Origin of the sequence: Bacillus sp. NPDC094106, from assembly GCF_044764345.1 — a bacterium.
Taxonomy (GTDB): domain Bacteria; phylum Bacillota; class Bacilli; order Bacillales; family Bacillaceae_G; genus Bacillus_A.
The window spans coordinates 1-26,815 of record NZ_JBIWHY010000013.1 but is presented as its reverse complement, the minus strand read 5'-3'; the positions used below and the strand labels follow the sequence as shown (position 1 = coordinate 26,815).

Below are 26,815 nucleotides of genomic sequence, written 5' to 3'. Positions count from 1 at the left end.
TTTACTTTTCCTCCAAAATTTGATTTATTTGTTTAATCATTTTCATTCGTTGTTCTACTTCTTTACCAATCTCTTTACTACGAACTAATGATGCTTCAGTATCGTCATAAGCTGGTATAGAAACAACTGATATTTCATAAAGTTCTACTTCATGAATTGTTCTTAGTGCTGGTTCAATATTGTAGTCCCACGTTTCTTCAGTTATCCAAAATCCAAAAGAACATTGGTTAATGTCACCCCTGGACATACTTTCTGCTAAATCGCGACCAGTAGATGTATTAGGTAATTCGATTTCGAATTTTAATCCTTTCTCATCTTCTTCTAGTCGCAAGGTACCACTTTTCGTTCTACCGAGAACATTATCCCAATTGTGGTTAAATAATGCTCTAATATCTCCATTTTCAGAAAGTGAACGAGCAAAAGCACCTGGTTCAATAATCTCTTCGAACCAACCACCAATAGATGTTTTTGAATTAAAAACAGCTGCATAACCAGTTATCATAGAAGATTGCTCTTCTGTTGCATCCCTAGTATTTAATTTGGTGATGTCAAATGTCCGTGTTTCCTTGTTCTTCGCCATTCCCATCACCTCCCTTCAAGCTATCATCAGTAACTCTTCCTAAGTCTTTACTATTGACCAGGTCCTTAGAGACATATAATTTACTAGATTCATCTGTATTAAGTCTGTCGAATCCTAACATTTCTCTTGCATCATCTGGTGTTGTAATCATCGTTCTAACCATGTTGTAAGCAATCTTTGTTTTCGTGCTGTATGGTACAAAATCAAGAATGTTGATTCTGAATTTAATACGCTTATCCGAATTTTTTCCGAAAAAAAGAAGACTCAAATGGTCTTCAAAGTTTTTCATGATTGGTTTAACAGCCTTGTTATGCAAATACATCATCGCTTTTTCAAGGTCCTCCTTGATTAAAGCCGTGTATGTATCCACATTTATGCCTAGAAACTTACCTAAATCCTTCTTGTATACATTTAGATATGCTAGTGTCTTCTCATCGTCTATCGGGCTTTCAAGCGTTTCTATCGAATACCCTTTTCCAAGAGGAATCATTTTTACTGAACGTGATTCATCGATAGCTTCCAGCTGATCTAATATCGCTTTAATGAGTTTGGATTGTGCTGCATTCTGTGGATTGATGTGAGCATCCAATTGTAAAAGGAAAGCTAACAGTCCACCCTTCTTATATTTATCTGTAAGAACCTTCTCAGCACTCATAACTCCTTCAAGCGTATCTTTTCCCAATTCAAGAATACCTTTTCCCTTTAAATGATCGGTACCGATATTTTTCACATGACGAATCATGAACCCCGGTATCTCTTCACCACCAACTTTAAAATGCTCTATTAACCTATCATCTAATTCAGTGTAAACATTCGACGCTAAATGTAATTGGTCACCATCCAAAACCGGAAAGACTTCACCTTGTAACAAATAAGTATTCGTCATCAATTTGATGAACTCAGATTGAGTTAAGTAATTGTTTGGATTCTGTAAAATCTTAAGATAAGGATGATTTTTGATTTCGTTTCCTTCTCCGTCTTCCACAGTGATATCAGCTAACATTATTTGATTACTGATGTCCTGTAGCAATTCATAAACATCGCTGGATTCCAGGATATTTGAATCACTTACATATTTTCCGCCATAACGAATCGTATTCGAAAAAATATCCTCAAACCAACCACGCTTTTCAATCTGTCGATACACAAAGTTTGAAAACCTATCTCGTAATCTCAATTTCTCACCTCCCCTTATCTATAAATTTCACTAATCAAGCTATCCATTCCATCACCATCTATATCATCCAGTAGCATCATTGTTTCTTTATGAGCAACTAAAAAGGCCACAAATCCATCAATCTTTTTCTTTGATTGACGTTTTGAAGGCCCCTTCATTCCATTCATATTTGTTACTACAACTAGATTTAAAGCACAGTATATAAAGAGTGGATTATCAGTAAGTAATCTCTTTTCATAAATTAGTCTCTCAGAATCATCGATCATGGCATTCATCACATTTGGATACTGATTAACTACCAAACATTCTAAACCTAAGTTTTCACACTTCTCTATTAGCTTTTGCGACATAGCCGGGTCATAGTTTAGTTGCTGCACATCGTATAATTCCATACATTCTTTGATGTAATCTAGCACTTGATCCTGGTCAATCATCTTCCCATCACAAAACTGAACAAAACCACGTTCCACTAAATCTGTGTATGGCACGTTGTCTTCTTTCTCACGAAATTCAATATCAGCATTCGGAATAAAATACATTTGTTTTACTTTTAAGATGGCTTTTCCGTCATCATCGTATGTTGGGAAGTTTAGTGAAACACAAGTTAAGTCGGTTGTTTTTGATAAATCCAATCCAAGATAACAAGTTTCACCTGTAAGATCACCCAAGTCATCCACAAGAACATGCTGCACCTGGTCTTGTTCGAAGTAATTCTCTGCCCCATTTACGAATACATTCAAATGCTTTGATAAGAATTCGGCTTTCTTATGTGCTGAACGTGACGCTGTGATGAATTCTGTTTCAAGCGCACTCATTGTCACTGAAATACCAATATTCGGGTTAACCATTGCCCAAACTTCGCGGTCTGTCCAATCATAATTCTTATTTGGCTCATAAATCATGACAAAACTTGAATCATTATCATCACGCTTCAATACTTCTTTAGCTTCACGATATACTCGCATACCTACTGAAGACGAACCTTTACCCGCTGTACTGATATTAAACATGATTGGTTCGGCACGCGCTACCTGTGCTGATTTGAAGTTATCGTACTGATCCATGTTTTCTTGTGCATGGAGCTCATCGTTTAGAATGAAGTGTGGATTGGAACCCTCAATAGACTGGATATTCTTACTCATAACAATAAATTGGTTCTGATAAGCTAAATCATCACGAAGATAATCATATGTTACACTGGAAATCGTCCCTTTTGGACCTTTATAGATGTGTGAGCATTCCATTAATACATCATGGTTCATTATTGTTGCTGCAAATGGCTTGGCTGCATATTGCGCCTGGTTAAAATCGCTCGCACAACAATAACAATCGGCACTTAGCACTCCTTCACCATACATCGCATAACCCAAAGCACCAACACCGATTAATGTTTTACCATTTTTCTTAGGAACCTGGATATAAGCCTCACGAGTAACACGAACCACATCATCATTTTCATTCTTATGCACCCATCCATATATCCACGAGTAAGCGAATTTCTCCCAATCTTCCAGGATAAAGGGTTGTCCAGCAAGGCTGCCTTTCGTATGACGGACAAATGTTTCAACCCAATCCATCATTTCATTGGCACGATCTACATCAAACCAAATGTCTTTACGCTTTTTCCATTTGTAATACCTATCTACCATCTTTTTAATGGTATCAGGGTACTTTTTAGGATTCTTTCTTACTTGTTTCGCATAAATATCAGCATAATTTACACCGCGCTCAATCATTTGGCATTCCGCCATTTCGTACGAAATTCATCCAATTCGCTTACCTTTTTTTCAGGCTTTTTCAATTCTTCATTTTTACCTACAGTTGAGCCGCCTGTGATAAATTTACTTGGTTTTGATTTATTAGTAAGCCCCAATAGATCTAATGCTTTTGTTTTCTTATCAGCCCATGTTTCCACTTGCTGCGCCAATGGATGCTTTGAATTATTTGTCGCACCAGCTTTATTAGTATGTCGTTGAGTAGGCGGAAATCCTTTTTCTTTCCACTCAATATACATAGTTTGATAGATTTCAAAGATATCAAGATAACTCTCAATCAACGGGTCCAAAGTGAGGGTGTAAATATCAGCATCCCTCATGACCTTTAAAATTCGCTGTTTTTCAGCTTCTGTTTTTTCAGCAACAATTTTTTGTCTTTCCTTTTTCGTGGCCAAAATTTACACCCCCTCTTTTATCGATTTTCACACCCCCCTTTGTTTTTCAAAAATGTCGTCTAACGAAAAAAATAACTGGGGGGGCCGGTCTTTTGAAAAAAATTTTTTTTAAAATTTTAAAAGGGGGGCTTTGAAAAAAAATTTAAAAAAACTTTTTCTTTTTCAATTTTATTTTCTTCAATGCTATGACAAACAGGACACAACAGCTTGAGGTTGTTCGGTTCTAACTTAAGCATTGGATTCTTTTTAATAGGTATGATGTGATGCACCTGTGCTTGCCTACCGAATACGAACTTCCCACATCGTTGACAACAGCCCTTCTCCCTTTCGTATATCTGACTCCGCATGTTCTTCCACACTAATGAATTATAGAATTGTTTATTACTGTTATGATAGATAGACTTGTCTACCTTTGGCTTACTCTTACTACGCCTATGCTCCTCACAGTATGAGCCTCGCTCTATCTTATTTGTACATCCATTAAAGTCACAATATTTCATAATAATAAATTAATGATGTCTTCTTTCTTTTTTACATCAGTTGGGATTTCAATATTTAATTCTTTAGCATATTCACGTAACTCATTTACTTTCATATCTTCCAAAGAAACTTCCTTTGGTTGTTCTAGTTCAGAATCAACGGTTAACATACTCTTAGGATTTTCAGTTACTTTGAATTTTGGTTCTTCACCAGTTGGAACAAAGAGACTTCTCTTTTCTTTTGTGTCCCAGTATTCTGTACCCGATACAGTCTTTCTAATTTCAGTAATCATTCCTTGTCACTCTCCTTTCCTATCGTAACGACACCATTCAACTTTAATTGACTTCCAAGATTGGACATCGCTTCACCTAAGTTTTCCAAAGCTTGTGTACATCCTTCAACCACTAACTTCAATGCTTCAATCTTTTCTTGTGCTTCACTTGTATCAACATGAATCTTAATCATTGGTTCATTTACTTTTTTCAACACCATCACCACCTATGTAATTTTTACATAATAAAAAGCACCCATTTTGGATGCTTAATATACTTATATTCATTTAAAAAAATATACAAAAAAACCAAAGAAATTTGCATCTTTTTCTTGATGCGCATTACAATGCGTGTTATAATAATTATAGAAAGTTGAAAGGAGGTAGTAACAATTCCAAGTAGTAGGGACGCAATAAAAGTGATTAAAAAGGATGGATGGTTTTTGAAGGACATTCGCGGTGACCATCATCAATTCATCCATCCGACCAAGAAAGGAAAGGTGACCATTCAACATCCTGTGAAGGATTTGCCAAAATGGATTTACCATTCCATTCTAAAGCAAGCAGGGCTGAAATAGCCCCTTGCTTTCCCTATTATATAAAAAATTGTTACGAAAACAAACTATGAAAAAAGATTATTATGTTTATCCCGCTATTCTATGTAGGGATGAAAAAGATTCAAAAAGTTATGGAATATATTTTCCCGACTTGTTAGGATGTGTTTCTCATGCCGAATCATTAGAAGAAGTTCTAAAAATGGGTAGAGAAGCATTAGGACTTCACCTTTCCGCTATGGAAGAAGACGGCGACGAAATACCAGAACCAACACTAATTGAAAATATAGATATACAAGATGATGATAGCCAAATTTCAACAACATTAATTGATGTTTGGATGCCACCATTAAGAAATAAAGATACACTTGTCTATAAAAGAAAAAATGTAACCCTTCCTTCATGGCTGGAAGAACAAGCAGCAAAACAAGATGTCAATTTTTCCGAAATGCTTGTAAAAGCATTAGAGGAACATTTGGGATATAAAGATAAAAAGAATACACCATAAAGGACGCTTGGAGCGTCCTCTTTTTTTATATAATAAGAAACACCTTTTATTGGTGTTTAATTGTTTTCATATGTTTTACTACACGTTCATTACCTAACTTCCAATAACCCTCATCTAATTCAAATCCAATATAATTACGATTCGTATTGATACATGCAATAGCAGTTGTGAAGCTACCCATACAATTATCTAATACTGTCTCGCCTTCTTTTGTATAAGTCTTAATTAGATATTCAAAAAGAGAAACTGGCTTTTGTGTTGGATGAAATGTTTTACTATCTCGTGGGAAATCTAAAATCGATTTAGGATAATTTGTATACTTAGTTACATGCACTTTACTTAACGATTCATTATTTCTCTTACCAAAGATTTTTAATTTCTTTCCTGTACTCTTTTTATAAATTGGTTTATCCAAAAGGATTAAGTCTTGAGGATAATATTTCGGTAATTTTTTATAAAATACTAATACATTTTCATGATTCTTCAGTGGCATTCTATTTGCATTTGGGAATCCGGTTGTATGATTTCCCTTCTTCCATATCCACTCATAACGAAATAACTTCATGTTAGAAGCAATTAATTTCGTTGTAAATGGCTGACTGGCAGTTAATAAGATAGCTCCATTGTCCTTTATAATTCGCTCATACTGTTCCCATAACAAGTCAAAAGGAATGATGCTGTCCCATTTACAAGATGTAGTCCCATAAGGTAAATCACATAAAATCATATCAATTGATTTATCCTCAATCATTTTCATTCCTTCTAAACAATCCATATTAAGAACTTGATTTAACAAATTTATAACCATCCTTTTTTACATAATAAAAAGAGCAACCATGCATCAGTTGCCCTTTCGTCAAAATCTTATGTTATTACTATAAATCATTTTTTCAATAGTTTCAGTGACCAAAAGGTGACCCACCAAAAAGTCACTTTTTTAACTCGTCAGCAAACTTTATTATTCTTGCTATAGTTGAATGTCTACGTTTAATATAATCCACATTATATTTTAGGCTACATGCTATACTGGATAACGTCATTCCTTCTATATATTTCATACGTACAATTTTATTATCTAATCCTGTAAATTTATTAATCAAATACATTAAATTATGCATTTCATTCATCTTATGAGCCAATTCATATTCGATTGCTTCTATACGACTTTCTACTTTTGCTCCTTCTGAATTAGCTGTTAAACGAACCTCTTGTAAATCACCATATACCCAGCGTTTCAATTCAGCTTTTGTTTTGTCTAGATTGTATTCTAAATAAGCAATCTCTTCTTCTAATTTCTGATAGTCTTTCAGCCAGTCAAAAATGATGATTCACCTTCTTTCCTTTTTGACCTTGAATACTTATTTCAAATCACCAGCTTCCACAACTCGTTGAGCATATCTCAATTGTTGACCAATATATTCATCATTTTCATCGCCACCACTTGCAAGCCAATCTCCCACACGTTGTTTGATATCTTGCAGAACTACCAAAGGTAATTGAGGTGCAATTTTATTTATTTCTTGCAAATATGTCATGTTATCAACCTCACTTTCTACCTAAAAACAACAAACCTCGTAATATACGTTTTTTTCCTCCCTAAGACGTTTTAACGTTCACAAGACCAATGACATTCGGAAAGAAAAACAACTTCAATTTACTATGATTCTGATAGTCATTTTTGTGTCGAAACATGTCGCTTTAGAATTTCAATAGCATTATTCAATTCGTTAACTCTTTTCTTAAATCGTTTATATCTATATTGATTACAATGAAGCAGCTTCATCCGTTCCTCATATTCAGCCTTTTCAACTGTTAGTGTTTGGATTGCATATGATACTTCTTTCAATTGTCCCACCGTCCACAATTGGTTATTACAATAACTATTTTGTTAAGATGAGCGCAAAATTGCGCCCATCTCTTTTATTTAATTAGCAACAACTTGTTCAAAGTTTGGAAAATGCTTCTTTTGTAATCTATTTAAGCCATCTTTAAATTCCTCACTTAATTGATTCTCTTTACTTATAAACTCCTTAAAATCATCTAAAAAATTTCTTACTCGTACATCTGTATGGGATCTAACCAATAATTCTTTTAGCATTGACTCAATTTGTTTTTTATTACTTTCTTTTTTACCATTATTTTGATTTCCACTCATTTCCTCGCACTCCCTGCCGTAATTGGTATTTTGTAGCATGATTCTTTTAACCGATCTAAAATTCTTCCGCCTTGTAACTCTCCAAGTCGTTCTTGTAATTCTTCACTGCTGCAGTTACTTGTAATCACCATTCTTTTTAAATTACTATTCCGATAATCTATTACTGTATATAGGAACTCAGCAGTATAGTCACTGGGCTTTTCCGCTCCTAAATCATCTAAAATCAACACATCGCATTTCATAAGCAATGCCATAATTTCTTGTTTACTTTCTTTATCACTATTAAAAGTTGAACGAATACGGTCTAAGAGCTGCGTTACATTGTATACAATGATACTTTTCCCAAGCTTGTCCAAAGCATGTTTAATGGAATAACATAACCGCGTTTTCCCTGCACCAAATCCACCTTGCAGAAACAATCCTTTTTCTTCTTTCTTAGATAGATTATCAATAAAATACTTTGCTCCATTAAAAGCTTTTTCTGTCCCCTTACGCATTTCAAAATTTTCCAGAGTAGCATTTACGTACCTTCCAGGTGTTGGCATCAAGTAACGCTTCCTTTCACCGTCCTGAAGTCGTTTCTGTGCGGCTTCAACAACATCTTGATATCTAATTTCATCTTTATCAGAAGAAGGCTTTCTGAAGCATTTAGGACACACTGGTTGTATTATCCCCTTCTTGTTAAGTCCTGGTACTTTTTTTAATGCTTTTATCATATGAACTGGTAATTGCACCATCGGTATATTAATCTTGCATGTTTGACACCAAGCTCCGTCATCAATGGATATAGCTTCTAAAATTTCATTCTCATTAACTGAGTTTCTAATCGCCCGATTACTACTAAATACCTTTTGAAATATCTCTTCTCTTTCCATTCAGTGTTCCTCCTTAGAATGGTAAGTCGTCTTGTTCTGCTGCTTCTTGCTCAAAACGTTTTAGTCGTTCTGCAGCTGACATTTCTTTTGTGGCTTTTGGTTTACTATTTAAATAACTTTCAAACTTTGTTCCAAATAATGTTTCAGGTCGTAAATATTCATCCCATTTTGGGTCTTTAAACCAATGGTTTTTCTTTATATCGATAACTTTTTTAAAGTCTTTAACTGTATAGCCCTCTTTCAATCTAGATTTGATTAAAGTCTGTGTCTTCTTAGAGGAGGTACGATATTTTTTTTCACATGTAATGTTGAGATAGTTCACTATCTCGACTACATATTCTGTAGTCTCTGTAGATAGTCTCTGTGTATTCTCTGGTATAGGTCGGGTCATATTGACCTCTTGCATTGGGTCATATTGACCTTCTGGTCGGGTCATATTGACATCATCGTCGGTCGATTTTAACCGACGGAGAACCGAATAATTAATCGTGTACCACTTTGTTTTATCAAACTTCGCTTTATTGTAATTACCAACAAGTAATAGTTTTTGAATTTCCAAGCTTTTTATGGTCCTCTTTATTGTTGACTCTCCCCAGAAAGGAAACTGTTCTTTCCACTGTGTAACGCTGTTGTATATCCAATAGTGCTCATCGTAAAAATGGTGCGATCTCTTCAACCAATAATGTATTTGTTGCAAAATGATAGCTTCATTTAATCCGATTTGCTTTGCTAACTCCGGGAGAACAAGTAAAGGTTCTTCATCTATGATTAAGTTACTCATGTAGACACCTCTTATTTTTTATAAGTTGCATATTTCAGCCCCTCTTTTCATAAAATGGACATGTATGATATACTTTCGTTAGATATTTTATAAATAGCATTTTTGTACGGTAACTTGTTGGCGCAAGTTACTTTTTTGTGTTCCAAAACCAAGTGCAGCTGATAAACAAGTAAGGCGTATATCCGCAAATAAACGAGCTTGTCCACCTTGCTTACGTGTATCAAGTAATTTAAGGTAGTCTACAACTGTAGCATTCTGATAATCGATTCTCATTGTTATTCCCCCCTTCGTTGAGCGCAAAATTGCGTTTATTATTCAACTGGCTTCAAATATCTCGGTCTAGCTTTCTTAACCTCTTGAGTTTCACCAGTACGATTATTTGTTAACTGTTGTTTTCCTTGTTGATCTGTGTGCATCGTATAAGTGTCAACTCCTAATTTTTCACAAAACTCTTCAGCCAGGGACTTTTTACCTTCGACTTGTCTAATTCTGCTCATAATAGTCATCGAACTAACTGTAAAGAATGTCATATCTAAATTTGTATAATCGTAGAGAAATTCTAAAACCTTCTCCCCTATAGGTGTATCCATACCAATTTCTTTAGCTCGTTTCATAGTGAAGAAGTAATCTTTCTCTCCCCATTTATCTCCGTCATATTCTTTTGTTATTGGGAAGATATTTATAAATTCCCTTGGAGTTAAAGCACCCATTAAATGCTGTAAGTATCCAATTAATTGAAACTTATTTATCAAATAGTCATAATTCAATGTATCATTCTTTGAATATCTAACAAATCTCACGCCAGCAAAGATTGCTTTTTTATACGACTCTTTACTACATACTTCTTTAGCGATTTTCTGCTCTTGTAATTCACGTACAGCACTAGTAAACATCCGTAAATATATATCAAAATAATCCGGATTTTTTTCTTCTATTCCTGCAATCACTTTTAACTTGTCCATTTTGTTCCACCTCTTCTTTGATAATTTGACTCCTGAAAATTTAGGAGTGATTAATTTGATATATGATTACTATTTCTTTTACTACCGTATTTCCGTAATGTTAATTTGCGAGTTTATCATATTGATTTCTTCACTTAAAAAAATTGGTAACTCATATTCTTCGATTTTACTTTTTGCTAACTCTAAATGACGACGCTTGATAGCTTTGTGGGTTTTTACATCAAAATGCCGATATAACTGACTGTAAATATCTTTGTACAATTTAGTTCTCAATCCACGGTCTCGATAAGCATTAGAATTCTTACCACCAAGCAACATAACACCGTAACGTTTCACAGCATTAGAGATTTCATCGCATTCAACTGCGAATAATGGCGCATTGTCTCGTAAATCTTTTACATCTGTTTTGAGACCTTGAATTTCTTGATTCTGTCCTTCTAACGCTTCGAATGTAAGCTTCAAAACACTCATTGGATCCGTAGGTATTTGTTGTTGTTTTCTCATATTGAAATATCCATCAACAAATTGATCATATAATTCCCAGGCTGTATCATCTTCAAGGATTTTCAAGAGCTTTGCATATCCTCGTTCGGAAAGAATGTAAATATTTTTTGCGTTTCCAATTTGAGACTGTGTGAGAATACCTTGTCTTTTTAAGCTTTCTAAAACGTATCCGTTAAACGGATGTGTTTTTAAATCAATAATGTCGATACCATCTTGAAATCTTTTTCGATTATCATTAATTCGTTCATTAATTTTCCAAGTTTCTCTGTTATGAATATCCGCAATTTCTTTAACTAACATTGCCTTTTTATCTTCACCGAAACCACCTTCAATTCCAGTGAATTCATAACCCGCGATATTTTGTTTTCCTAAAATATGTAGTTCGTTTGCTACAGTTAATTGATCCATTTTCCTTCCTCCCAAACTATGAATTCGGAATTACACGTTGTACGTTAGTGTAACGATGTACTAGATGTAACTCGCCTTCTACTTTTTTATAAATTAACCAATTGTCAGGGTTTAAGTTATTTAAGTTATTTAAGTTATTTAACTTGATTTGAATCTTCTCGCGTTTGGTTGGATTTTTACCATTCTTCATAATAATCACTCCCTCACAATTTACCATTCATTTCACGTAATTTTTGTTTTGCTTCTAACTCAATCACAAACATAACTGTAAGATTATTACGCATTTCAGCACATTGCTTACGTACTTCAGATGCTGTCATTAATTTGCTTGCTGATAAAACAGCGTTCATGCAAATTCACCTTCTTTCAAAGAATTTTTCCTCACAAAGTTTCTTATAAAAGAACAATTCGTTCTATATAAAGTTTCAAAATTCGACAATTAAATTCGAAAAAAATTTGAGGTCATCACCTCTTTTTTTAATGCATAGATTGTTCTTTTACCCACATGAGCAAAAAGGCTTCTGCTTCTAGAGCTGGAAAATACCACTTTCCGCCTATTTTGTATTTCGAAAATCGTTCATCATAAAAGAATTTTTCTTTTATGGTGTTTTCACTCATACTCGTTTGCTTGCAGAGTTCTTTCATATCCCATAAAGTTTTCCTTTGTTCAATTTGATCGAGACGTTTTCGTAATTCCTCTGAAAATCGCTGTTCAATGATTTTGTCATCTAGCTGAATATTAAGCATATTGTCACCTTCCTTTTCAGCATCAAAATTCGACAATTCACACTCTAAAAAAGGTAAGGATTTCTCCTCGTATTTTTCACACACTAACTACCTTTAAACGGTAGTTGTAGTTAAAAAAAAATCTTCATCGTACTTTCCATCATTTATAATTGGTAATCGAATGTAATCAGATGGAATTTTGTATAAAATAGAAGCTTTTTGTAAAACATGACCTGGAATAGCAGTTACACCTTGTTCATAATTACGAAGTGTTTTCTCTGAAATATCCAGTTTATTCGCCGCTACATCTTGTTTAAATCCAGCGTTTACCCTAGCAGCCTTTAATGTTATCTGAAACATCATATTAGCTCCTTTCGTTAATTTCTACACTCAATATACTACCTTTAAACGGTATAGTCAATACGTTAAAGTATGAAAAATACTTTTTAAAGGTATTTACTTCTTTACATCACTACCGAAAAACGGTAAAATATATATGAAAGCGAGGTGATATCAATGAGTAGTCAACAAAAAATGAAAGACATTATGGCTAGTAATTTAAAGAGCCACGCCAATAAAAAAGGCGTTTTTCAAACAGATATAGCAAAAGAATTAGAGTTACCGGAAACAACGGTTTCTAATTGGTTTAATGCAAAAACATATCCTAGACCAGATAAAATACAGATGCTAGCTGATTATTTCAATATTAATCGATCTGACTTAACTGAGGATAAGCCTTCTAATATATACGAAGCTCCTATTCATCCGATAAGAGTACCGATATTAGGAAAAATAGCATGTGGATTGCCTATATGTGCTGAAGAAAATTTTGAAGGATATCGTTATGAAATGCCTGATATTTTACCAAGAGGTGAAATATATTATTTAGAAGCTAAAGGTAATTCAATGGAACCAACTATACCTAATGGATCTTTTGTATTAATTCGAAAACAGGATGACGTAGAAAATGGAGAAATAGCAGCCGTTCAAGTTAACGGTGATACTGAAGCAACTTTAAAAAGGGTAAAAAAACAAGGTGATGTTGTAATACTAATGCCTGATAACCCTTCATACGAACCGCTAGTCATCACACCAAGTGTACCAGCGCGAATCATTGGTAAAGCAATACGATTTACAAGAGATCTTTAAATTTCTAGCGCTAGCAATTTAACATCGAAGAGTAGACGACGGTCTACTCTTTTTAAACAAATAAGAAAGGGGTTTTTAATATGGCTACCTTCCATAAGTACAAAAAGAAAGGATCCAATAAAGACTTTTGGGAATACCGCATCTATTATCAGGATCCAATCACGCGAAAAACTAGGGAAAAATCAAAGAAGGGGTTTACAAATAAGACAGAAGCCAAATTAGCAGCTGAAAAAATGGAGAAACAGCTACGTGACGGCTATCATCCGACTGATGAATCTTTGAAGTCATACCTTGAAATGTGGTTAAACGAATACAAAAAAGGGACTGTAGCAAAGAACACTTTTTCACTACACCAAAATAGTGTTAAAAACCACATCATCCCTTATTTTAAAAACATTCTTTTAAAAGATGTTAAACCTGTTCTATATCAAAAATTTATTAATAATTTAACTGAAAAAGGCTACAGTAGACGGACTATTGAGATTGTTCATGGAACCATGTATAACGCTATAGAGAAAGCAATAATCTTAGAAAAGATAACAAAGAATCCTTGCATTGGAGTAGAAATAAAAATCAAAAAGAAAAATCCAGAAATACAGTTTATAGAATCAGAACACATTGCTGATTTTTTACGAGAAGCGTATAAATATGATTATATTTACTGGATATTTTACAAAACCTTAATTGAGACTGGCATAAGAAAAGGTGAAGCCGCTGCTCTACAATGGACCGATATTGACTTAAAAGAAAAAACCATCAACATTAACAAATCATTAGATTTCAAAGAAGCATCTAAGAATCCAGATATGATGTTTGGAGACACAAAAAATTATAATTCAAAGCGAATTATTACAATTAGTCAAGGTCTTGCAAATGATCTACACTTTCATCAAAAATACCAAAATCAAAACAAACTTGCTTTAAACGATAATTATTACTTTAAATATAATTTAGTTTTATGTAGAAGTGATGGTAACTATATGCCAAAATCAAGCCTTTTTAATTCATTCTCTAGAATTTTAAAGAAAACTAATCTACCTTCTTTACCAATACATTCTTTGCGCCACACACATGCAGTACTTCAACTTGAAGCTGGTGTTAGCATGAAATATTTACAAGAACGACTTGGACATGGTAGTATGCAAATTACATCTGATGTTTATTCACACATCAGCAAAAAATTAGATAAAGAAGCAATGAACAAATTCGAGGAGCATATGAGAAATGTCCTTGAATAATTTTTTCAAATAAACCCGGGCAATTATCGGGCAGTTGATAAAACATACAACCGTCCAATAAAATTGCCCGAAAGAAAAAAGACCCCGATACCGTAGTATCAAGGCCTCGAACTCTTAGTAAAGAGACATATATTGATCGCGTTCCCATTGGTGAACTTGCGTTCTGAACATATCCCACTCAATTTCTTTTGCTTCGATGAAGTGCTCAAGTAAATGCTCACCTAATGCACCGCAGATGATTTCGTTAGATTGTAATGTAACTAATGCTTGCGCTAATGTTGCTGGTAAGTCAACGATACCTGCTTCTTCGCGCTCTTCTTTTGTCATTACATAGATGTTACGATCTACTGCAGCTGGTGGAGTTAATTTATTTTTAATTCCATCAAGACCTGCTGCTAATAATGTTGCCATTACTAAATATGGGTTTGCAGCTGGGTCAACACTACGTACTTCTACACGTGTACTTACACCGCGAGATGCTGGAATACGTACTAATGGGCTACGGTTTTGTGCAGACCATGCTACGTAACATGGTGCCTCGTAACCAGGTACTAAACGTTTGTAAGAATTTACAGTTGGGTTTGCTACCGCTGTAAATGCTGGTGCGTGTTTTAAAATACCTGCGATGAAATGACGCGCATCATCACTTAACTGTAAATCACCGTTTTGATCATAGAATACGTTTTCTCCATTTTTGAATAGTGATAAGTTACAGTGCATACCTGAACCGTTCACTCCAAATAATGGTTTTGGCATAAATGTTGCGTGTAAACCGTGTTTACGAGCGATTGTTTTTACAACAAGCTTGAATGTTTGAATGTCATCACATGAACGAATTGCATTTGCATATTTAAAGTCAATTTCGTGTTGACCTGGTGCAACCTCATGGTGAGACGCTTCAACTTCAAAGCCCATTTCTTCAAGTTCAAGAACGATATCACGACGACAGTTTTCTCCTAGATCCATTGGCGCAAGGTCAAAGTATCCGCCGTTATCATTTAGCTCTAATGTTGGATTTCCTTTTTCATCAACTTTGAATAGGAAGAACTCTGGTTCTGGTCCAAGGTTGAATTCAGTAAATCCTAGTGCTTCCATTTCTTTCAACATACGTTTTAAGTTGTTACGTGGATCACCTTCAAACGGAGTGCCATCAGCGTTGTAGATATCGCAAATCAAGCGAGCTACTTTACCTTTTTCAGCAGTCCAAGGGAATATTACCCAAGTTTCTAAATCCGGATATAAGTACATATCAGACTCTTCAATACGTACAAATCCTTCAATAGAAGATCCATCAAACATCATTTTGTTATCTAGCGCTTTCGTTAACTGACTAACTGGAATCTCTACGTTTTTAATACTTCCTAAAAGATCTGTAAATTGTAAACGGATATACTTTACATTCTCTTCTTTCGCTAAACGGAAAATATCTTCTCTAGTGTACTTAGCCATTATAAATTCCTCCTTAGTCCCTCTAAACACCTTCAGAATCAGTAATCTTTAGTGAAAAAACCTTGAAATATCACCTTGTCGTAATGATGTTCGATTAAATCTGCCTGTATGCTGCAGTTCATCACGAAGAATTTTACGAAGCTCGGCCTTTGAAATTTCTTTCGTTTCCTCTTTTACTTTCACTGCTTCTGTTTGATTTTCTTTCATTTGTAATACTTGTTTAATACCAGCCATATTTAAGCCTTGATCTAACAAATCTTTAATTTCTAACAACTTATCTACATCGTTAAATGAAAACAATCTACGATTTCCCTTTGTACGAGTTGGGAAAATTAAATTGTGCTCTTCATAGTAGCGAATTTGACGAGCAGATAATTGTGTTAAATCCATTACAATACCAATAGGAAACAGCGGGGCAGAACGTCTATCTTCTTTCATTGTTTCAGTTCCTCCTTCGCCTTAACTGCTTCTCATTCTATACCATGTTATGTTTAGTGTCAATAGATGTTAGCTTTTCTAACATCGTTTTTTAATAAATTTTTTATTCTTTTTTAGAAATGTCACAAATACCTGCTTCTATGCAAAAAAGCTGTCGAGATCGACAGCTTTTTCCTTACGAAATTGTTAATAGATTTTTTTCAATCAACGCATCAATTGCAGAGCAAATCGCAATCTTCACGTGAGAATAAGTTAATCCACCTTGTACATAAGCAACATAAGGCGCACGAATCGGACCGTCTGCTGATAATTCAATGCTTGCACCTTGAATAAACGTACCTGCAGCCATAATAACATCATCTTCATAACCTGGCATATAGTTCGGGTACGGTGTAAAGTGTGAATTGATTGGAGATGCGTATTGAATCGCTTGACAAAATGCAATCATACGCTCTTTATCATCAAATTGAACAGACTGGATCAAATCCGTTCTTGCAGCATTCCAAGTTGGTGATGTATTCATTCCTAGCTTTTCTAAAAATGCCGCTGTAAAAATCGCTCCTTTTAACGCTTGTCCTGCTACATGAGGCGCCAAGAAGAAACCTTGATACATTTCCTGCAAACTATATAAAGAAGCACCTGCTTCCGCTCCAATCCCCGGAGACGTTAAACGATACGCACAAGCTTCTACATATTGCTCTTTCCCAACAATATAACCACCTGTTTTTACAATTCCACCACCTGGGTTTTTAATAAGAGATCCTGCCATTAAATCTGCACCAACATGACATGGCTCTAACTCTTCCACGAACTCTCCATAACAGTTATCTACAAACACAACAACATCTGGCTTGATTTCCTTTACAAACGAAATCATCTCTTTAATTTCCGCAACAGTAAATGAAGGACGATTCGCATAACCTTTTGAACGCTGAATTCCAATCATTTTTGTCTTATCATGGATGGCAGCTTGTACAGCTTTAAAATCAACACGTCCTTCATCTGTTAACAGAACTGCATTGTAACCAATATTATATTCTTTGAAAGAACCAACACCCTTACCACGTACTCCAACAATTTCTTCTAACGTATCATATGGTTTCCCTGTTATATATAATAATTCGTCATTCGGACGTAATATGCCAAATAAAGCTGTTGAAATCGCATGTGTACCTGAAATAATTTGCGGACGAACAAGACCTGCTTCCGCTCCAAATACATCAGCATACACTTTTTCTAACGTGTCACGGCCGATGTCATCGTAACCATACCCTGTTGTTGGGATAAAGTGCGAATCACTAATTTTATGTTTACGAAAACTTTCTAGTACGCGAAATTGATTACTCTCAATCACTTCATCTACACGTTTATGTATATCTACAATTTGACTTTCTACTTCTTTTACAATAGGAGCGATTCTTGCTCCATTTTCTAAACGATCAAACATTGTTATTCTCTTCTCCTTTTTTCACTAAAAATCTCTTTAATTGTCCATTCAGCGGGGAATGAGCAAATATATGCCCTGTACACTCATACAAAAATTCATCTTCTTTAAATTCCATCCCGGTTAATACCGTTTCTGTTTTTAAAAGCGTTAGTAATCTACCTTCACTCGGAGGAATCATAGCCTTATACGGTTCCATCGTTTCCATCATCTTCGTTTCTACTGATCCTTTTAGCCTTACTAAATCTACTTCCTCGAAAGCACTTGTCATAAGAAAATCACTTTTTGGAAACGGAATAAAATTTTGATGTAATTTATCCTTTTTGTTATAAACTGTAATAATTGGAATACGATCAATTTCAAGATCTTGTAGTAATTGTTTTACCGTCTGTTCATGCCCTGCATAGTTTGGATCTGCCGAATCAACAACGTGTAAAATCACATCCGCTTCTCCGGCTTCTTCCAATGTAGAGCGAAACGCCGCAACCAATGACGTAGGTAAATCTTGAATAAACCCTACCGTATCAGTTAATAGCACGGTGTAACCACAAGGCAATTGCATTTTTCTTGTTGTTGGATCTAGCGTTGCAAACAGTAAATTTTCTTCAAACGTATCAGCTTCTGTTAACCTGTTAAACAGCGTCGATTTCCCAGCATTTGTATAACCTATTAACGCCACTTGAAATACTTGATTATTTTTTCGGCGCTCACGATATCTTTTCCGGTGTTCCACAACAACCGCGAGTTGTTTCTTAATTTCATCAATACGCGAACGAATATGACGACGATCTGTTTCTAACTTCGTTTCACCTGGACCTCGCGTACCAATTCCACCTCCGAGACGCGATAAGGCTAACCCCTGTCCCATAAGGCGCGGCATCATATATTGCAACTGAGCGAGCTCCACTTGAAGCTTCCCTTCTCTTGATTTCGCACGCTGAGCAAAAATATCCAATATCAGTTGCGTTCGATCAATTACTCTTGCATCTAATGCAGAAGATAAATTACGAATTTGACTTGGTGTTAACTCATTATTAAATATAATAACAGCCGGTTCTAATTCTTCAGTCATTGCAGCAAGTTCCTCTAATTTCCCTTTTCCTATATAAGTAGCAGGATGAAATTTCGGACGCTTTTGCGTTGTAGATACCAAAACTTCTGCACGCGCCGTCTTTGCGAGCGACACAAGCTCTGTCATAGAATGCATAAACCGCTCATCATCATCTTGCGGCAATTGGCAGCCAACTAATATGACTTTTTCTTTTTCTTCCATCAAATATGCTCACTCATCCTTTTCGAAAATTAAACCTTCTAATATAATAGCAGAGGAAGCACATTTCATCTAGTTAGCGGGGGAGAAAATTCATGGCATGGGAGATTTTTAGCATCATCGGTACAATCGCCTTCGCACTAAGCGGAGCGATTGTCGCAATGGAAGAAGATTACGATATTTTCGGAGTATATATTTTAGGAATGGCAACTGCATTTGGAGGAGGTGCCCTTCGTAATTTATTAATCGGTTATCCAATCAACGCTTTTTGGCAACAAGACATGTTATTTCAAATTGCACTTTTATCAATGACCATTATCTTTCTATTTCCAAATAAATTAATCATACACTGGAAACGATGGGAAAACATTACGGATGCCATTGGCTTATCAGCATTCGCTGTACAAGGAGCACTTTACGCACAAAAGCTTAACTTACCTATTAGCGCTACAATTGTCGCAGCTGTTTTAACAGGAATTGGTGGCGGAATCATTCGTGATTTATTAGCACGCCGTCAACCTCTCGTCCTTCGTGCAGAAGTATATGCATTTTGGACGATTTTAGCAGGATTTTTAATCGGCGCCAAGATTATTGTCAGTGACTGGGCTCTATACACCTTATTTATTTTTATTGTTTGCTTCCGCATGATTTCCATTCATTACAAATGGCATTTGCCGCACAGACGCTTAGAAAATAAAAAGCGTTCCTTGCATAAATAGTAAACCCACCTCTTTACATGACGTAAAGAGGTTTTTCTTTTCTAACGTTTTTTTCTGTTTAGAGTGTCCATACTAAATCTTAAAGCGAGGTGAACATAATGACAAAACACGTAAACAAAGGGGCCCAAAAAAGTTCTGTCAATCAATTTGGCCATGACCCTAATTCTGCACACGAAAAAAGCGAGAAAATGGAGCGATATCATAAAGCATATCAACAAAAAGCAAAAGAACAATAGAGGTGATATTAGATGGCAAAAGGAAATAACAACCGTAATCGTGGACAAAGTAGTAGTGTGAATCCACAAGGACTCGCTTCAGACGTAGCCGATCAAAGTCCAAAAACCAAATTAGAACAACGAGCAAAAACAAAAAACACGAAATAGAATACAAAACCTTATATCGCATTTCCTTCTATATAAAACAAACGCACAGTTTATGAACTGTGCGTATCTTCTTCAAGCGTTAAATCACTACTAGATATCCCAATCAAATCATACTTATCATACGTATCCTCTTGCAATAAACGCATTGCCTGTGTACGAATGGATTTCTCGACAATATTTCGTACATAGCGCCCATTACTAAATGATGTAATTTGGGATGAATATTTTACCGCATGTAAATGATCACGAAATTTCCACTCCGCCTCTTTTGATAATTGATATTCTCGTTCATCATACATTCTTTTTCCAATTTCTAATAACTGATTCACCGTATAATCCGCAAACTCAATAATAAACGGAAAACGCGATTGTAAGCCTGGATTTAACGAAAGAAAATGATTCATCTCTCTTGAATATCCAGCTAAAATTAAAACAAATCCATGTTGCTTATCTTCCATGTGCTTTACAAGTGTATCAATCGCTTCTTTCCCAAAGTCCTTTTCACCGCCACGCGCTAATGAATACGCCTCATCAATAAACAATATACCTCCCATAGCTTTCTTTATCAGATCCCGCGTCTTTTGTGCTGTATGCCCAATATATTCTCCCACAAGATCTGCACGTTCCGCTTCCACTAAATGCCCTTTCGATAAAATATTCATCTCAAATAATAATTTCCCAATCATCCTTGCAACAGTCGTTTTTCCTGTTCCCGGATTACCTTTAAACAACATATGAAGCACTTGCTTCTCCGATTTCAAACCGATTTCTTGTCGTTTTTTATTCACATAAATCCAAGCATAGATTTCTTTTATTATTTTTTTTATATCATCCATTCCAACCAGTTTCCCCATCTCTTCTTCAATCCTTTGCAACATCTCATGTTTCGTAGCCGTTTCATTTGAAATAACCGCTTTATTTTCTGAAGCAGGTACTGAAATTTTTTTTCGGTGATTTAGCACAATATTAATTTGATTATTATTTTTCTTTCGCATTGACTGTTCCATACAATCACCTCTTTTTATCGACTAATCAAAATATTATTATTAATATTTCCATTCCCTTTATAAATGACTATTTTCAGAAAAGTTTGCTATAATATAAGAAATAATTAGGGTGGTGGGACTATGGAAACAACGGAGCTTCACGATACAGTACAAGCCTTTTCTACTTTTTTATTAGATAAAGGTAGAAAACCTTCAACCATTAAAAGATATGTTTATGACATTGAAGATTTCGGGCATTGGTTAGAAAAAAATAAAAAACTGCCCTCTAGTAATATATGGGCAACACTTTGTACAAAAGACTATGAAGATTATTTTTTCGACTTAAAAAAGAAACGACATTACTCCGAAAAAACAATGCACCGTGTATTTATCGTTTTAAATAGATTGTATCAATTTTTAAACCTACCAAATCCGTTGAAGGATATGGAACTTGTCATCCAACCCGATCGAGCACTACGAAATGAAGATTTTATTTCACCAGAAGAAGAAAAACGCTTAAAACATATCCTTACTTCATTAGAAGGATTATCAGAGAAACAACGCCCTGTTCGTCCATTATTAATGGATCGTAACATCTCTATTGTGAACCTACTCATTGATTACGGTTTGTCCTTACAAGAGCTCGTATCATTAAATATGCATCATGTTCATTTTGAAACAAATACACTTTCTATCCCATCAGTTTCCGGAATTCAAAGAACCATCTTTTTGACCGAGGAAGATAAAAAACAATTATATACTTATTACAAAAATATCCCTGAACCCGTTCGTCCAAAATATCATAGTGATGATCCGCTTTTTGTTGCATTCGATTTTAACCGCGGCACCTATCGCTGGGTGTACGAAAACGATGCTCCAAAAGCACTAACAGAAATTGCAATCCAAAAAATGATTCGCCTGGAAGTAGCAAGAGCGAACTTACGTAAAGGTATTTCTGGCCAACATTTCCGAAACACCTTTATTTTGCGACTGATTGAGCAACACACTCCAGAACAAGAAATCATTAACCGCATCGGTTTCAAATCAAAGATTTCATTAAAAAGATATTATCATTATGCAAAACAAAAAGAAAACGCCTCAAAATAGGCGTTTTCTTTTTGTTTATAAAAATGGCTAGTCTCACCATTCACATTTATCTATAATTTGCATTTACTATGATGAATCGTGTTCACACTTCAATTAGAAAGGAGAAAAAGAATGCCTCACTTTGAAGATCGTCAAAACAACATTCCAGAACCCTACTTCCAAAGTGGTTCTGGACGTATCCCAACTACTACATCTATCCCTATTTCGAAATCTCAAATAAAAATTTTTCGTACAATTATAGCTAATTTAACAGAAATTATCCCAAGAGTCTTTCAAGATCCGTCTCCAAGTAATATCGAAGATTTTATAAATACATTAATTACATTCAAAAAGCTTATCCGTTCCTTAGATACTACATCCTTACTTAAAGCAATGGGACTTTCCATTATTAATAATTTAATAACCATATTAGAAAGCCCATCATTTGTTGCAAGTGCTGTATTTATTGAATTCCAAAATTTAATCAACTTTTTATTATATATTACAAAACTCTTCCGATTAAATACTAACACTTTCACAAATATTGTTGAACAGATAGAAGAACTACAACTTATCTTCATTCAATTTGCACCATGTGAAACAAAAGGTCCTACTGGTGCTACCGGCGCTACTGGGGCCACTGGCACTACTGGACCTCGTGGTGCTACTGGGGCCACTGGCGCTACTGGCGCTACCGGACCTCGTGGTGCTACCGGCGCTACTGGCGCTACCGGTGCTACTGGACCTCGTGGTGCTACCGGCGCTACCGGTGCTACCGGACCTCGTGGTGCTACCGGCGCTACCGGTGCTACCGGACCTCGTGGTGCTACCGGCGCTACTGGTGCTACTGGCGCTACTGGCGCTACCGGTGCTACCGGTGCTACCGGACCTCGTGGTGCTACCGGCGCTACCGGTGCTACCGGTGCTACCGGACCTCGTGGTGCTACCGGCGCTACTGGCGCTACCGGTGCTACCGGCGCTACTGGCGCTACCGGCGCTACTGGCGCTACTGGCGCTACCGGTGCTACTGGTGCTACCGGCGCTACTGGTGCTACCGGTGCTACCGGTGCTACCGGACCTCGTGGTGCTACCGGCGCTACCGGTGCTACTGGTGCTACTGGTGCTACCGGCGCTACCGGCGCTACCGGCGCTACCGGCGCTACCGGCGCTACCGGCGCTACCGGCGCTACCGGCGCTACTGGCGCTACCGGACCTCGTGGTGCTACCGGCGCTACCGGTGCTACCGGCGCTACCGGTGCTACCGGCGCTACCGGTGCTACTGGCGCTACCGGCGCTACTGGCGCTACCGGTGCTACTGGTGCTACTGGCGCTACCGGTGCCACTGGTGCTACCGGCGCTACCGGTGCTACTGGTGCTACTGGTGCTACCGGCGCTACCGGTGCTACTGGCGCCACCGGCGCTACTGGTGCTACCGGTGCTACCGGACCTCGTGGTGCTACTGGTGCCACTGGTGCTACCGGCGCTACTGGTGCTACCGGTGCTACCGGACCTACCGGACCTCGTGGTGCTACCGGCGCTACTGGCGCTACCGGTGCTACTGGACCTCGTGGTGCTACCGGCGCTACTGGTGCTACTGGCGCTACTGGCGCTACCGGTGCTACCGGTGCTACCGGTGCTACCGGACCTCGTGGTGCTACCGGCGCTACCGGTGCTACTGGCGCTACCGGTGCTACTGGCGCTACCGGTGCTACCGGCGCTACTGGCGCTACCGGCGCTACTGGCGCTACCGGTGCTACTGGTGCTACCGGCGCTACTGGTGCTACCGGTGCTACCGGTGCTACCGGTGCTACCGGTGCTACCGGTGCTACCGGACCTCGTGGTGCTACTGGTGCTACCGGTGCTACTGGCGCTACCGGCGCTACTGGTGCTACTGGCGCTACCGGTGCTACCGGTGCTACCGGACCTCGTGGTGCTACTGGTGCTACCGGCGCTACCGGCGCTACTGGTGCTACCGGTGCTACTGGTGCTACCGGTGCTACTGGTGCCACTGGTGCTACCGGTGCTACTGGTGCCACTGGTGCTACCGGTGCCACTGGTGCTACCGGTGCCACTGGTGCTACCGGCGCTACTGGTGCTACCGGCGCTACCGGTGCTACTGGCGCTACCGGCGCTACTGGTGCTAGCTTCCCTATCGCAACAGCCGTTCTACAAAATTCACAGCCGCAAACCGTTGCTCAATCTGAAACCTTCGTTTTTAGTACACCATCTAATCTAATAAATATTTCCTTTAATGGAACAGATGAACTAACCATTTTAACTACTGGTATATATGTAATTAGCTTTTCTATTTCCACAACCGCTCCAGGGTGTGCTCCACTCGGAGTCGGTGTTTCCCAAAATAGAGAAGCAGCAACAGATAATTTCTCTTGCAATGTAGTAGGAGATTCTCTTTCCTTTACAACAATTGAAACATTAACAGCTGGCACAAGCATATCCATTCAATCTACACTTAGCGAAATTACAATCCCTAATACCGGCGATACAAATATAAGACTTACTATATTTAGAATCGCATAGCATCTCGTTCCCTAAAAACATCTTATTTTAAATCAAAATAAAAAGAGCGAGTAACTCGCTCTTTTTTTCTATGTAACATTTTTACTATTCTAATTCAATCGAAACATTTTTTTGAGGTACAAATGTAGAAATAGCATGTTTATAAATAAGCTGTTGCTTACCTTCTGTTTCCAATAAAACAGTAAAGTTATCGAAACCTTTAATTAACCCACGAAGCTGGAAACCATTTAATAAGTACAGCGTTACAAACGTATTTTCTTTACGGAGTTGATTTAAAAATTGATCTTGAATATTGATTGATTGCTTCATGTCGAATCCTCCTCTTTTTCTCTACTTACTTATTATTCGACTTTAGTTGTAACTTTCCTTCTGTGTATCGCAAAATTTCTGCCGTTTTTTCACCATCCGTAACATCAAACCATGCTACATCCATCTTATTACGGAACCATGTTAATTGACGTTTTGCATAGCGGCGTGAATTTGTTTTCAATTGCGATACTGCTTCTTCTAGAGAAGCGTGACCTTCAAAATAATTATATAACTCTTTGTAGCCGATTGCTTGAATAGATTGGCAATCTCGAACACCATTTTCATATAAAGCCTCTACCTCTTGCAATAAACCTTGTTCAATCATATGATCAACACGTAAGTTGATGCGATCATATAGCATTGTGCGATCCATTGTCAAGCCAATTAATGAAACATCATATAATAATTCATTTTCTTGTTGCTCAAGTTGATCACTCATTTTTTGTCCTGTCGTATGGAAAATTTCCAATGCACGAATGACACGCCTTACATTATTTGCATGAATACGATTCGCACTTTCTGGATCTACCTCTTGTAATTTCTTATGTATATATTCCACACCATGTTCTATCGCTAGTTTGTCCATTTGTTCTCGATATACAGAGTCTCCAGCTTCATCTGTAAACTGATAATCATATAGAACAGATTGTATATAAAGGCCAGTGCCACCAACAATAATCGGTAATTTCCCGCGTTCTGTAATTTCTCGAATATGACCGCGAACAAGCTCTTGAAATTCCGCCACAGAAAATGACTCTTCTGGATTCCTTATATCAATCATATAATGCGGAATTCCTTCCATTTCATCTGTCGTCACCTTAGCGGTTCCGATATCCATCGTACGATAGATTTGCATCGAATCTCCACTAATAATTTCACCATTTAACGCTTTCGCAAGATCAATACTTAACTTTGTCTTCCCTACAGCAGTCGGTCCAATGATGACAGCAACTTTTTCACGTTGCATTTCTCCCATATACTTCAACTCTCTTTATGTAATATACTCCATCTAGTTATTATATCCAATCTTACCAATTTTAATGGTCATAATGCAAGTTCTTTCAATATGGTAAATGAAATTATATTAGCAAAAATAGAAAGTAGACATAGTTTGTCCATTTTTACATATATATGATAAAAAATAAGATCGGGGAGGACATTATGGAAGTTACACAAGCTCCTATTAATTTTTCAACTTTAACAAAAGAACTCATTTTAGCTACATCTATAAAGGAAAAAAATTGTTCACAAGAAGAGTTATATTTCGCTTTAAACTGCCTGCTTCGTTCCTTTCATTCCATAGTAGACGAAAAAACATTAGATGAATCTACTCTACAATATATACAAAACCAATTTTGCAGCGCTTATAAAATCATTACTGGCCGAACAGTATATCCTTTTTAACAATCCAAAAATGGCTGTTAGGAATCTCCTAACAGCCATTCTTCATTACATATAGATTATTTTAAAATTTTCACTTTAACAGATTTACGTCCCCACTTGTCAGCAGCAGAATCTGAGCCAACTAGAACATCGATACGGTTACCTTTAATTGCACCGCCAGTATCACCAGCGATTGCTTCTCCGTAACCTTCTACCCATATTTTTGATCCAAGTGGAATCACTTTCGGGTCAACAGCAACCATCTTCATGTT

At 36.8% G+C, this 26,815-nt stretch carries 39 protein-coding genes; 10 read left to right on the top strand and 29 right to left on the bottom strand.

What is annotated here, in order from left to right; genetic code table 11:
* Position 1: 1 nt before the first annotated feature.
* From ACIQ7L_RS18595 to ACIQ7L_RS18565, 7 genes are all read right to left on the bottom strand, one after another.
* Positions 2–580 carry an HK97 family phage prohead protease gene (locus ACIQ7L_RS18595; protein WP_400570929.1) on the bottom strand — a complete coding sequence of 193 codons (579 nt, stop codon included), beginning with the start codon at positions 578–580 and terminating at the stop codon, positions 2–4.
* Positions 549–1,757, bottom strand: coding sequence for a phage portal protein (locus ACIQ7L_RS18590; protein ID WP_400570928.1), 1,209 nt, complete (start codon positions 1,755–1,757; stop codon positions 549–551). The genes ACIQ7L_RS18595 and ACIQ7L_RS18590 overlap by 32 nt, the downstream gene beginning before the upstream one ends.
* Before the next feature lie 14 nt (positions 1,758–1,771).
* Complete coding sequence (locus ACIQ7L_RS18585) at positions 1,772–3,493, bottom strand: terminase large subunit (protein WP_400570927.1); 1,722 nt, start codon at positions 3,491–3,493, stop codon at positions 1,772–1,774.
* A complete protein-coding gene (locus ACIQ7L_RS18580; protein WP_400570925.1) occupies positions 3,490–3,927 on the bottom strand; it encodes a P27 family phage terminase small subunit in 438 nt (145 codons plus the stop codon). The genes ACIQ7L_RS18585 and ACIQ7L_RS18580 overlap by 4 nt, the downstream gene beginning before the upstream one ends.
* Before the next feature lie 116 nt (positions 3,928–4,043).
* On the bottom strand, positions 4,044–4,427 hold the full coding sequence (locus ACIQ7L_RS18575) for an HNH endonuclease (protein WP_400570924.1): 384 nt from the start codon (positions 4,425–4,427) through the stop codon (positions 4,044–4,046).
* Positions 4,424–4,699, bottom strand: coding sequence for a Rho termination factor N-terminal domain-containing protein (locus ACIQ7L_RS18570; RefSeq protein ID WP_400570923.1), 276 nt, complete (start codon positions 4,697–4,699; stop codon positions 4,424–4,426). Before ACIQ7L_RS18570 ends, ACIQ7L_RS18575 begins: the two co-directional genes overlap by 4 nt.
* Positions 4,696–4,893: a hypothetical protein gene (locus ACIQ7L_RS18565; protein WP_400570922.1), complete on the bottom strand. Its 198-nt coding sequence runs from the start codon at positions 4,891–4,893 to the stop codon at positions 4,696–4,698. Before ACIQ7L_RS18565 ends, ACIQ7L_RS18570 begins: the two co-directional genes overlap by 4 nt.
* A gap of 177 nt (positions 4,894–5,070) precedes the next feature.
* On the opposite strand from ACIQ7L_RS18565, the gene ACIQ7L_RS18560 reads away from it, so the two are divergent.
* Complete coding sequence (locus tag ACIQ7L_RS18560) at positions 5,071–5,256, top strand: type II toxin-antitoxin system HicA family toxin (RefSeq protein WP_400571055.1); 186 nt, start codon at positions 5,071–5,073, stop codon at positions 5,254–5,256.
* A 46-nt stretch (positions 5,257–5,302) separates the two neighbouring features.
* Positions 5,303–5,740, top strand: a complete 438-nt coding sequence (locus ACIQ7L_RS18555; RefSeq protein ID WP_400570921.1) for a type II toxin-antitoxin system HicB family antitoxin — start codon at positions 5,303–5,305, stop codon at positions 5,738–5,740.
* Between the two features lie 46 nt (positions 5,741–5,786).
* Here the strand turns inward: ACIQ7L_RS18555 and ACIQ7L_RS18550 are convergent, their stop codons facing one another.
* From ACIQ7L_RS18550 to ACIQ7L_RS18485, 14 genes are all read right to left on the bottom strand, one after another.
* Positions 5,787–6,536, bottom strand: coding sequence for a DNA-methyltransferase (locus ACIQ7L_RS18550; RefSeq protein ID WP_400570920.1), 750 nt, complete (start codon positions 6,534–6,536; stop codon positions 5,787–5,789).
* Between the two features lie 133 nt (positions 6,537–6,669).
* Positions 6,670–7,062: a hypothetical protein gene (locus ACIQ7L_RS18545; RefSeq protein WP_400571054.1), complete on the bottom strand. Its 393-nt coding sequence runs from the start codon at positions 7,060–7,062 to the stop codon at positions 6,670–6,672.
* 36 nt (positions 7,063–7,098) lie between these two features.
* Complete coding sequence (locus tag ACIQ7L_RS18540) at positions 7,099–7,275, bottom strand: DUF6877 family protein (protein ID WP_400570919.1); 177 nt, start codon at positions 7,273–7,275, stop codon at positions 7,099–7,101.
* A gap of 137 nt (positions 7,276–7,412) precedes the next feature.
* Complete coding sequence (locus ACIQ7L_RS18535) at positions 7,413–7,586, bottom strand: hypothetical protein (RefSeq protein ID WP_400570918.1); 174 nt, start codon at positions 7,584–7,586, stop codon at positions 7,413–7,415.
* Positions 7,587–7,664: 78 nt separating this feature from the next.
* A complete protein-coding gene (locus tag ACIQ7L_RS18530) occupies positions 7,665–7,895 on the bottom strand; it encodes a hypothetical protein (RefSeq protein WP_400570917.1) in 231 nt (76 codons plus the stop codon).
* Entirely contained in the window at positions 7,892–8,770 is an 879-nt protein-coding gene (locus ACIQ7L_RS18525; protein WP_400570916.1) for an ATP-binding protein, read from the bottom strand. Before ACIQ7L_RS18525 ends, ACIQ7L_RS18530 begins: the two co-directional genes overlap by 4 nt.
* A gap of 13 nt (positions 8,771–8,783) precedes the next feature.
* A complete protein-coding gene (locus tag ACIQ7L_RS18520; RefSeq protein WP_400570915.1) occupies positions 8,784–9,551 on the bottom strand; it encodes a conserved phage C-terminal domain-containing protein in 768 nt (255 codons plus the stop codon).
* An 87-nt stretch (positions 9,552–9,638) separates the two neighbouring features.
* Positions 9,639–9,824 (bottom strand): hypothetical protein, encoded by a 186-nt coding sequence (locus tag ACIQ7L_RS18515; RefSeq protein WP_400570914.1) that lies wholly within the window; start codon positions 9,822–9,824, stop codon positions 9,639–9,641.
* Between the two features lie 38 nt (positions 9,825–9,862).
* The gene (locus tag ACIQ7L_RS18510; protein ID WP_400570913.1) at positions 9,863–10,513 is read right to left on the bottom strand and encodes a hypothetical protein; all 651 of its coding nucleotides are present in this window, start codon (positions 10,511–10,513) and stop codon (positions 9,863–9,865) included.
* An 81-nt stretch (positions 10,514–10,594) separates the two neighbouring features.
* On the bottom strand, positions 10,595–11,425 hold the full coding sequence (locus ACIQ7L_RS18505; protein ID WP_400570912.1) for an ORF6C domain-containing protein: 831 nt from the start codon (positions 11,423–11,425) through the stop codon (positions 10,595–10,597).
* 16 nt (positions 11,426–11,441) lie between these two features.
* A complete protein-coding gene (locus ACIQ7L_RS18500; RefSeq protein WP_400571053.1) occupies positions 11,442–11,615 on the bottom strand; it encodes a DUF6906 family protein in 174 nt (57 codons plus the stop codon).
* 13 nt (positions 11,616–11,628) lie between these two features.
* Complete coding sequence (locus tag ACIQ7L_RS18495; protein ID WP_400570911.1) at positions 11,629–11,775, bottom strand: hypothetical protein; 147 nt, start codon at positions 11,773–11,775, stop codon at positions 11,629–11,631.
* A gap of 127 nt (positions 11,776–11,902) precedes the next feature.
* Positions 11,903–12,172, bottom strand: coding sequence for a hypothetical protein (locus ACIQ7L_RS18490; RefSeq protein WP_400570909.1), 270 nt, complete (start codon positions 12,170–12,172; stop codon positions 11,903–11,905).
* Positions 12,173–12,265: 93 nt separating this feature from the next.
* The gene (locus tag ACIQ7L_RS18485; protein ID WP_400570908.1) at positions 12,266–12,511 is read right to left on the bottom strand and encodes a helix-turn-helix domain-containing protein; all 246 of its coding nucleotides are present in this window, start codon (positions 12,509–12,511) and stop codon (positions 12,266–12,268) included.
* A gap of 156 nt (positions 12,512–12,667) precedes the next feature.
* Here ACIQ7L_RS18485 and ACIQ7L_RS18480 point away from each other — a divergent pair, with 156 nt between their 5' ends.
* The gene (locus ACIQ7L_RS18480; protein WP_400570906.1) at positions 12,668–13,300 is read left to right on the top strand and encodes a LexA family protein; all 633 of its coding nucleotides are present in this window, start codon (positions 12,668–12,670) and stop codon (positions 13,298–13,300) included.
* An 80-nt stretch (positions 13,301–13,380) separates the two neighbouring features.
* Positions 13,381–14,538, top strand: a complete 1,158-nt coding sequence (locus ACIQ7L_RS18475) for a tyrosine-type recombinase/integrase (protein ID WP_400570905.1) — start codon at positions 13,381–13,383, stop codon at positions 14,536–14,538.
* A 114-nt stretch (positions 14,539–14,652) separates the two neighbouring features.
* Here the strand turns inward: ACIQ7L_RS18475 and glnA are convergent, their stop codons facing one another.
* The 4 genes from glnA to hflX all read right to left on the bottom strand — a co-directional run bounded on the left by glnA (position 14,653) and on the right by hflX (position 19,142).
* Positions 14,653–15,987, bottom strand: coding sequence for a type I glutamate--ammonia ligase (glnA, locus tag ACIQ7L_RS18470; protein ID WP_400570904.1), 1,335 nt, complete (start codon positions 15,985–15,987; stop codon positions 14,653–14,655).
* A gap of 48 nt (positions 15,988–16,035) precedes the next feature.
* Complete coding sequence (gene glnR / locus ACIQ7L_RS18465; RefSeq protein WP_097894650.1) at positions 16,036–16,425, bottom strand: transcriptional repressor GlnR; 390 nt, start codon at positions 16,423–16,425, stop codon at positions 16,036–16,038.
* 175 nt (positions 16,426–16,600) lie between these two features.
* Positions 16,601–17,872, bottom strand: a complete 1,272-nt coding sequence (locus ACIQ7L_RS18460) for a methionine gamma-lyase family protein (protein ID WP_400570903.1) — start codon at positions 17,870–17,872, stop codon at positions 16,601–16,603.
* Positions 17,865–19,142, bottom strand: a complete 1,278-nt coding sequence (gene hflX / locus ACIQ7L_RS18455) for a GTPase HflX (protein WP_400570902.1) — start codon at positions 19,140–19,142, stop codon at positions 17,865–17,867. Before hflX ends, ACIQ7L_RS18460 begins: the two co-directional genes overlap by 8 nt.
* Before the next feature lie 92 nt (positions 19,143–19,234).
* Between hflX and ACIQ7L_RS18450 the strand changes: the two genes are divergently transcribed.
* The 3 genes from ACIQ7L_RS18450 (at position 19,235) to ACIQ7L_RS18440 (ending at position 20,241) form a co-directional block, all read left to right on the top strand.
* Complete coding sequence (locus tag ACIQ7L_RS18450) at positions 19,235–19,858, top strand: trimeric intracellular cation channel family protein (protein WP_400570900.1); 624 nt, start codon at positions 19,235–19,237, stop codon at positions 19,856–19,858.
* Positions 19,859–19,956: 98 nt separating this feature from the next.
* Positions 19,957–20,094, top strand: a complete 138-nt coding sequence (locus ACIQ7L_RS18445; RefSeq protein WP_400570899.1) for a hypothetical protein — start codon at positions 19,957–19,959, stop codon at positions 20,092–20,094.
* Positions 20,095–20,106: 12 nt separating this feature from the next.
* Complete coding sequence (locus ACIQ7L_RS18440; protein ID WP_255257320.1) at positions 20,107–20,241, top strand: hypothetical protein; 135 nt, start codon at positions 20,107–20,109, stop codon at positions 20,239–20,241.
* Between the two features lie 50 nt (positions 20,242–20,291).
* On the opposite strand, the gene spoVK is transcribed toward ACIQ7L_RS18440, so the two are convergent.
* The gene (gene spoVK, locus ACIQ7L_RS18435) at positions 20,292–21,248 is read right to left on the bottom strand and encodes a stage V sporulation protein K (RefSeq protein ID WP_400570898.1); all 957 of its coding nucleotides are present in this window, start codon (positions 21,246–21,248) and stop codon (positions 20,292–20,294) included.
* A 120-nt stretch (positions 21,249–21,368) separates the two neighbouring features.
* On the opposite strand from spoVK, the gene ACIQ7L_RS18430 reads away from it, so the two are divergent.
* Together ACIQ7L_RS18430 and ACIQ7L_RS18425 are read left to right on the top strand one after the other, a co-directional pair.
* Positions 21,369–22,334 (top strand): tyrosine-type recombinase/integrase, encoded by a 966-nt coding sequence (locus tag ACIQ7L_RS18430; protein WP_400570897.1) that lies wholly within the window; start codon positions 21,369–21,371, stop codon positions 22,332–22,334.
* A 111-nt stretch (positions 22,335–22,445) separates the two neighbouring features.
* The gene (locus tag ACIQ7L_RS18425; protein WP_400571052.1) at positions 22,446–24,851 is read left to right on the top strand and encodes a Gly-Xaa-Xaa repeat protein; all 2,406 of its coding nucleotides are present in this window, start codon (positions 22,446–22,448) and stop codon (positions 24,849–24,851) included.
* Between the two features lie 84 nt (positions 24,852–24,935).
* Here ACIQ7L_RS18425 and hfq read toward each other — a convergent pair whose 3' ends face one another.
* Together hfq and miaA are read right to left on the bottom strand one after the other, a co-directional pair.
* On the bottom strand, positions 24,936–25,160 hold the full coding sequence (gene hfq / locus ACIQ7L_RS18420; protein ID WP_000813896.1) for an RNA chaperone Hfq: 225 nt from the start codon (positions 25,158–25,160) through the stop codon (positions 24,936–24,938).
* Positions 25,161–25,185: 25 nt separating this feature from the next.
* A complete protein-coding gene (gene miaA, locus ACIQ7L_RS18415) occupies positions 25,186–26,136 on the bottom strand; it encodes a tRNA (adenosine(37)-N6)-dimethylallyltransferase MiaA (protein WP_400570896.1) in 951 nt (316 codons plus the stop codon).
* 185 nt (positions 26,137–26,321) lie between these two features.
* Between miaA and ACIQ7L_RS18410 the strand changes: the two genes are divergently transcribed.
* Positions 26,322–26,564 carry a hypothetical protein gene (locus ACIQ7L_RS18410; protein WP_400570895.1) on the top strand — a complete coding sequence of 81 codons (243 nt, stop codon included), beginning with the start codon at positions 26,322–26,324 and terminating at the stop codon, positions 26,562–26,564.
* Between the two features lie 56 nt (positions 26,565–26,620).
* Here ACIQ7L_RS18410 and ACIQ7L_RS18405 read toward each other — a convergent pair.
* A partial coding sequence (locus tag ACIQ7L_RS18405; protein ID WP_400569394.1) for a 3D domain-containing protein occupies positions 26,621–26,815 on the bottom strand: 195 nt, incomplete at its 5' end.

Coding starts and splice junctions, on each gene's coding strand:
- ACIQ7L_RS18595 (WP_400570929.1), bottom strand. CDS start 580: ATGGCGAAGAACAAGGAAACACGGACATTTGACATCACCAAATTAAAT.
- ACIQ7L_RS18585 (WP_400570927.1), bottom strand. CDS start 3,493: ATGATTGAGCGCGGTGTAAATTATGCTGATATTTATGCGAAACAAGTA.
- ACIQ7L_RS18575 (WP_400570924.1), bottom strand. CDS start 4,427: ATGAAATATTGTGACTTTAATGGATGTACAAATAAGATAGAGCGAGGC.
- ACIQ7L_RS18570 (WP_400570923.1), bottom strand. CDS start 4,699: ATGATTACTGAAATTAGAAAGACTGTATCGGGTACAGAATACTGGGAC.
- ACIQ7L_RS18555 (WP_400570921.1), top strand. CDS start 5,303: ATGAAAAAAGATTATTATGTTTATCCCGCTATTCTATGTAGGGATGAA.
- ACIQ7L_RS18540 (WP_400570919.1), bottom strand. CDS start 7,275: ATGACATATTTGCAAGAAATAAATAAAATTGCACCTCAATTACCTTTG.
- ACIQ7L_RS18530 (WP_400570917.1), bottom strand. CDS start 7,895: ATGAGTGGAAATCAAAATAATGGTAAAAAAGAAAGTAATAAAAAACAA.
- ACIQ7L_RS18525 (WP_400570916.1), bottom strand. CDS start 8,770: ATGGAAAGAGAAGAGATATTTCAAAAGGTATTTAGTAGTAATCGGGCG.
- ACIQ7L_RS18520 (WP_400570915.1), bottom strand. CDS start 9,551: ATGAGTAACTTAATCATAGATGAAGAACCTTTACTTGTTCTCCCGGAG.
- ACIQ7L_RS18515 (WP_400570914.1), bottom strand. CDS start 9,824: ATGAGAATCGATTATCAGAATGCTACAGTTGTAGACTACCTTAAATTA.
- ACIQ7L_RS18510 (WP_400570913.1), bottom strand. CDS start 10,513: ATGGACAAGTTAAAAGTGATTGCAGGAATAGAAGAAAAAAATCCGGAT.
- ACIQ7L_RS18505 (WP_400570912.1), bottom strand. CDS start 11,425: ATGGATCAATTAACTGTAGCAAACGAACTACATATTTTAGGAAAACAA.
- ACIQ7L_RS18500 (WP_400571053.1), bottom strand. CDS start 11,615: ATGAAGAATGGTAAAAATCCAACCAAACGCGAGAAGATTCAAATCAAG.
- ACIQ7L_RS18495 (WP_400570911.1), bottom strand. CDS start 11,775: ATGAACGCTGTTTTATCAGCAAGCAAATTAATGACAGCATCTGAAGTA.
- ACIQ7L_RS18490 (WP_400570909.1), bottom strand. CDS start 12,172: ATGCTTAATATTCAGCTAGATGACAAAATCATTGAACAGCGATTTTCA.
- ACIQ7L_RS18485 (WP_400570908.1), bottom strand. CDS start 12,511: ATGTTTCAGATAACATTAAAGGCTGCTAGGGTAAACGCTGGATTTAAA.
- ACIQ7L_RS18480 (WP_400570906.1), top strand. CDS start 12,668: ATGAGTAGTCAACAAAAAATGAAAGACATTATGGCTAGTAATTTAAAG.
- ACIQ7L_RS18475 (WP_400570905.1), top strand. CDS start 13,381: ATGGCTACCTTCCATAAGTACAAAAAGAAAGGATCCAATAAAGACTTT.
- glnA (WP_400570904.1), bottom strand. CDS start 15,987: ATGGCTAAGTACACTAGAGAAGATATTTTCCGTTTAGCGAAAGAAGAG.
- glnR (WP_097894650.1), bottom strand. CDS start 16,425: ATGAAAGAAGATAGACGTTCTGCCCCGCTGTTTCCTATTGGTATTGTA.
- ACIQ7L_RS18460 (WP_400570903.1), bottom strand. CDS start 17,872: ATGTTTGATCGTTTAGAAAATGGAGCAAGAATCGCTCCTATTGTAAAA.
- hflX (WP_400570902.1), bottom strand. CDS start 19,142: ATGGAAGAAAAAGAAAAAGTCATATTAGTTGGCTGCCAATTGCCGCAA.
- ACIQ7L_RS18450 (WP_400570900.1), top strand. CDS start 19,235: ATGGCATGGGAGATTTTTAGCATCATCGGTACAATCGCCTTCGCACTA.
- ACIQ7L_RS18445 (WP_400570899.1), top strand. CDS start 19,957: ATGACAAAACACGTAAACAAAGGGGCCCAAAAAAGTTCTGTCAATCAA.
- ACIQ7L_RS18440 (WP_255257320.1), top strand. CDS start 20,107: ATGGCAAAAGGAAATAACAACCGTAATCGTGGACAAAGTAGTAGTGTG.
- spoVK (WP_400570898.1), bottom strand. CDS start 21,248: ATGGAACAGTCAATGCGAAAGAAAAATAATAATCAAATTAATATTGTG.
- ACIQ7L_RS18430 (WP_400570897.1), top strand. CDS start 21,369: ATGGAAACAACGGAGCTTCACGATACAGTACAAGCCTTTTCTACTTTT.
- ACIQ7L_RS18425 (WP_400571052.1), top strand. CDS start 22,446: ATGCCTCACTTTGAAGATCGTCAAAACAACATTCCAGAACCCTACTTC.
- hfq (WP_000813896.1), bottom strand. CDS start 25,160: ATGAAGCAATCAATCAATATTCAAGATCAATTTTTAAATCAACTCCGT.
- miaA (WP_400570896.1), bottom strand. CDS start 26,136: ATGGGAGAAATGCAACGTGAAAAAGTTGCTGTCATCATTGGACCGACT.
- ACIQ7L_RS18410 (WP_400570895.1), top strand. CDS start 26,322: ATGGAAGTTACACAAGCTCCTATTAATTTTTCAACTTTAACAAAAGAA.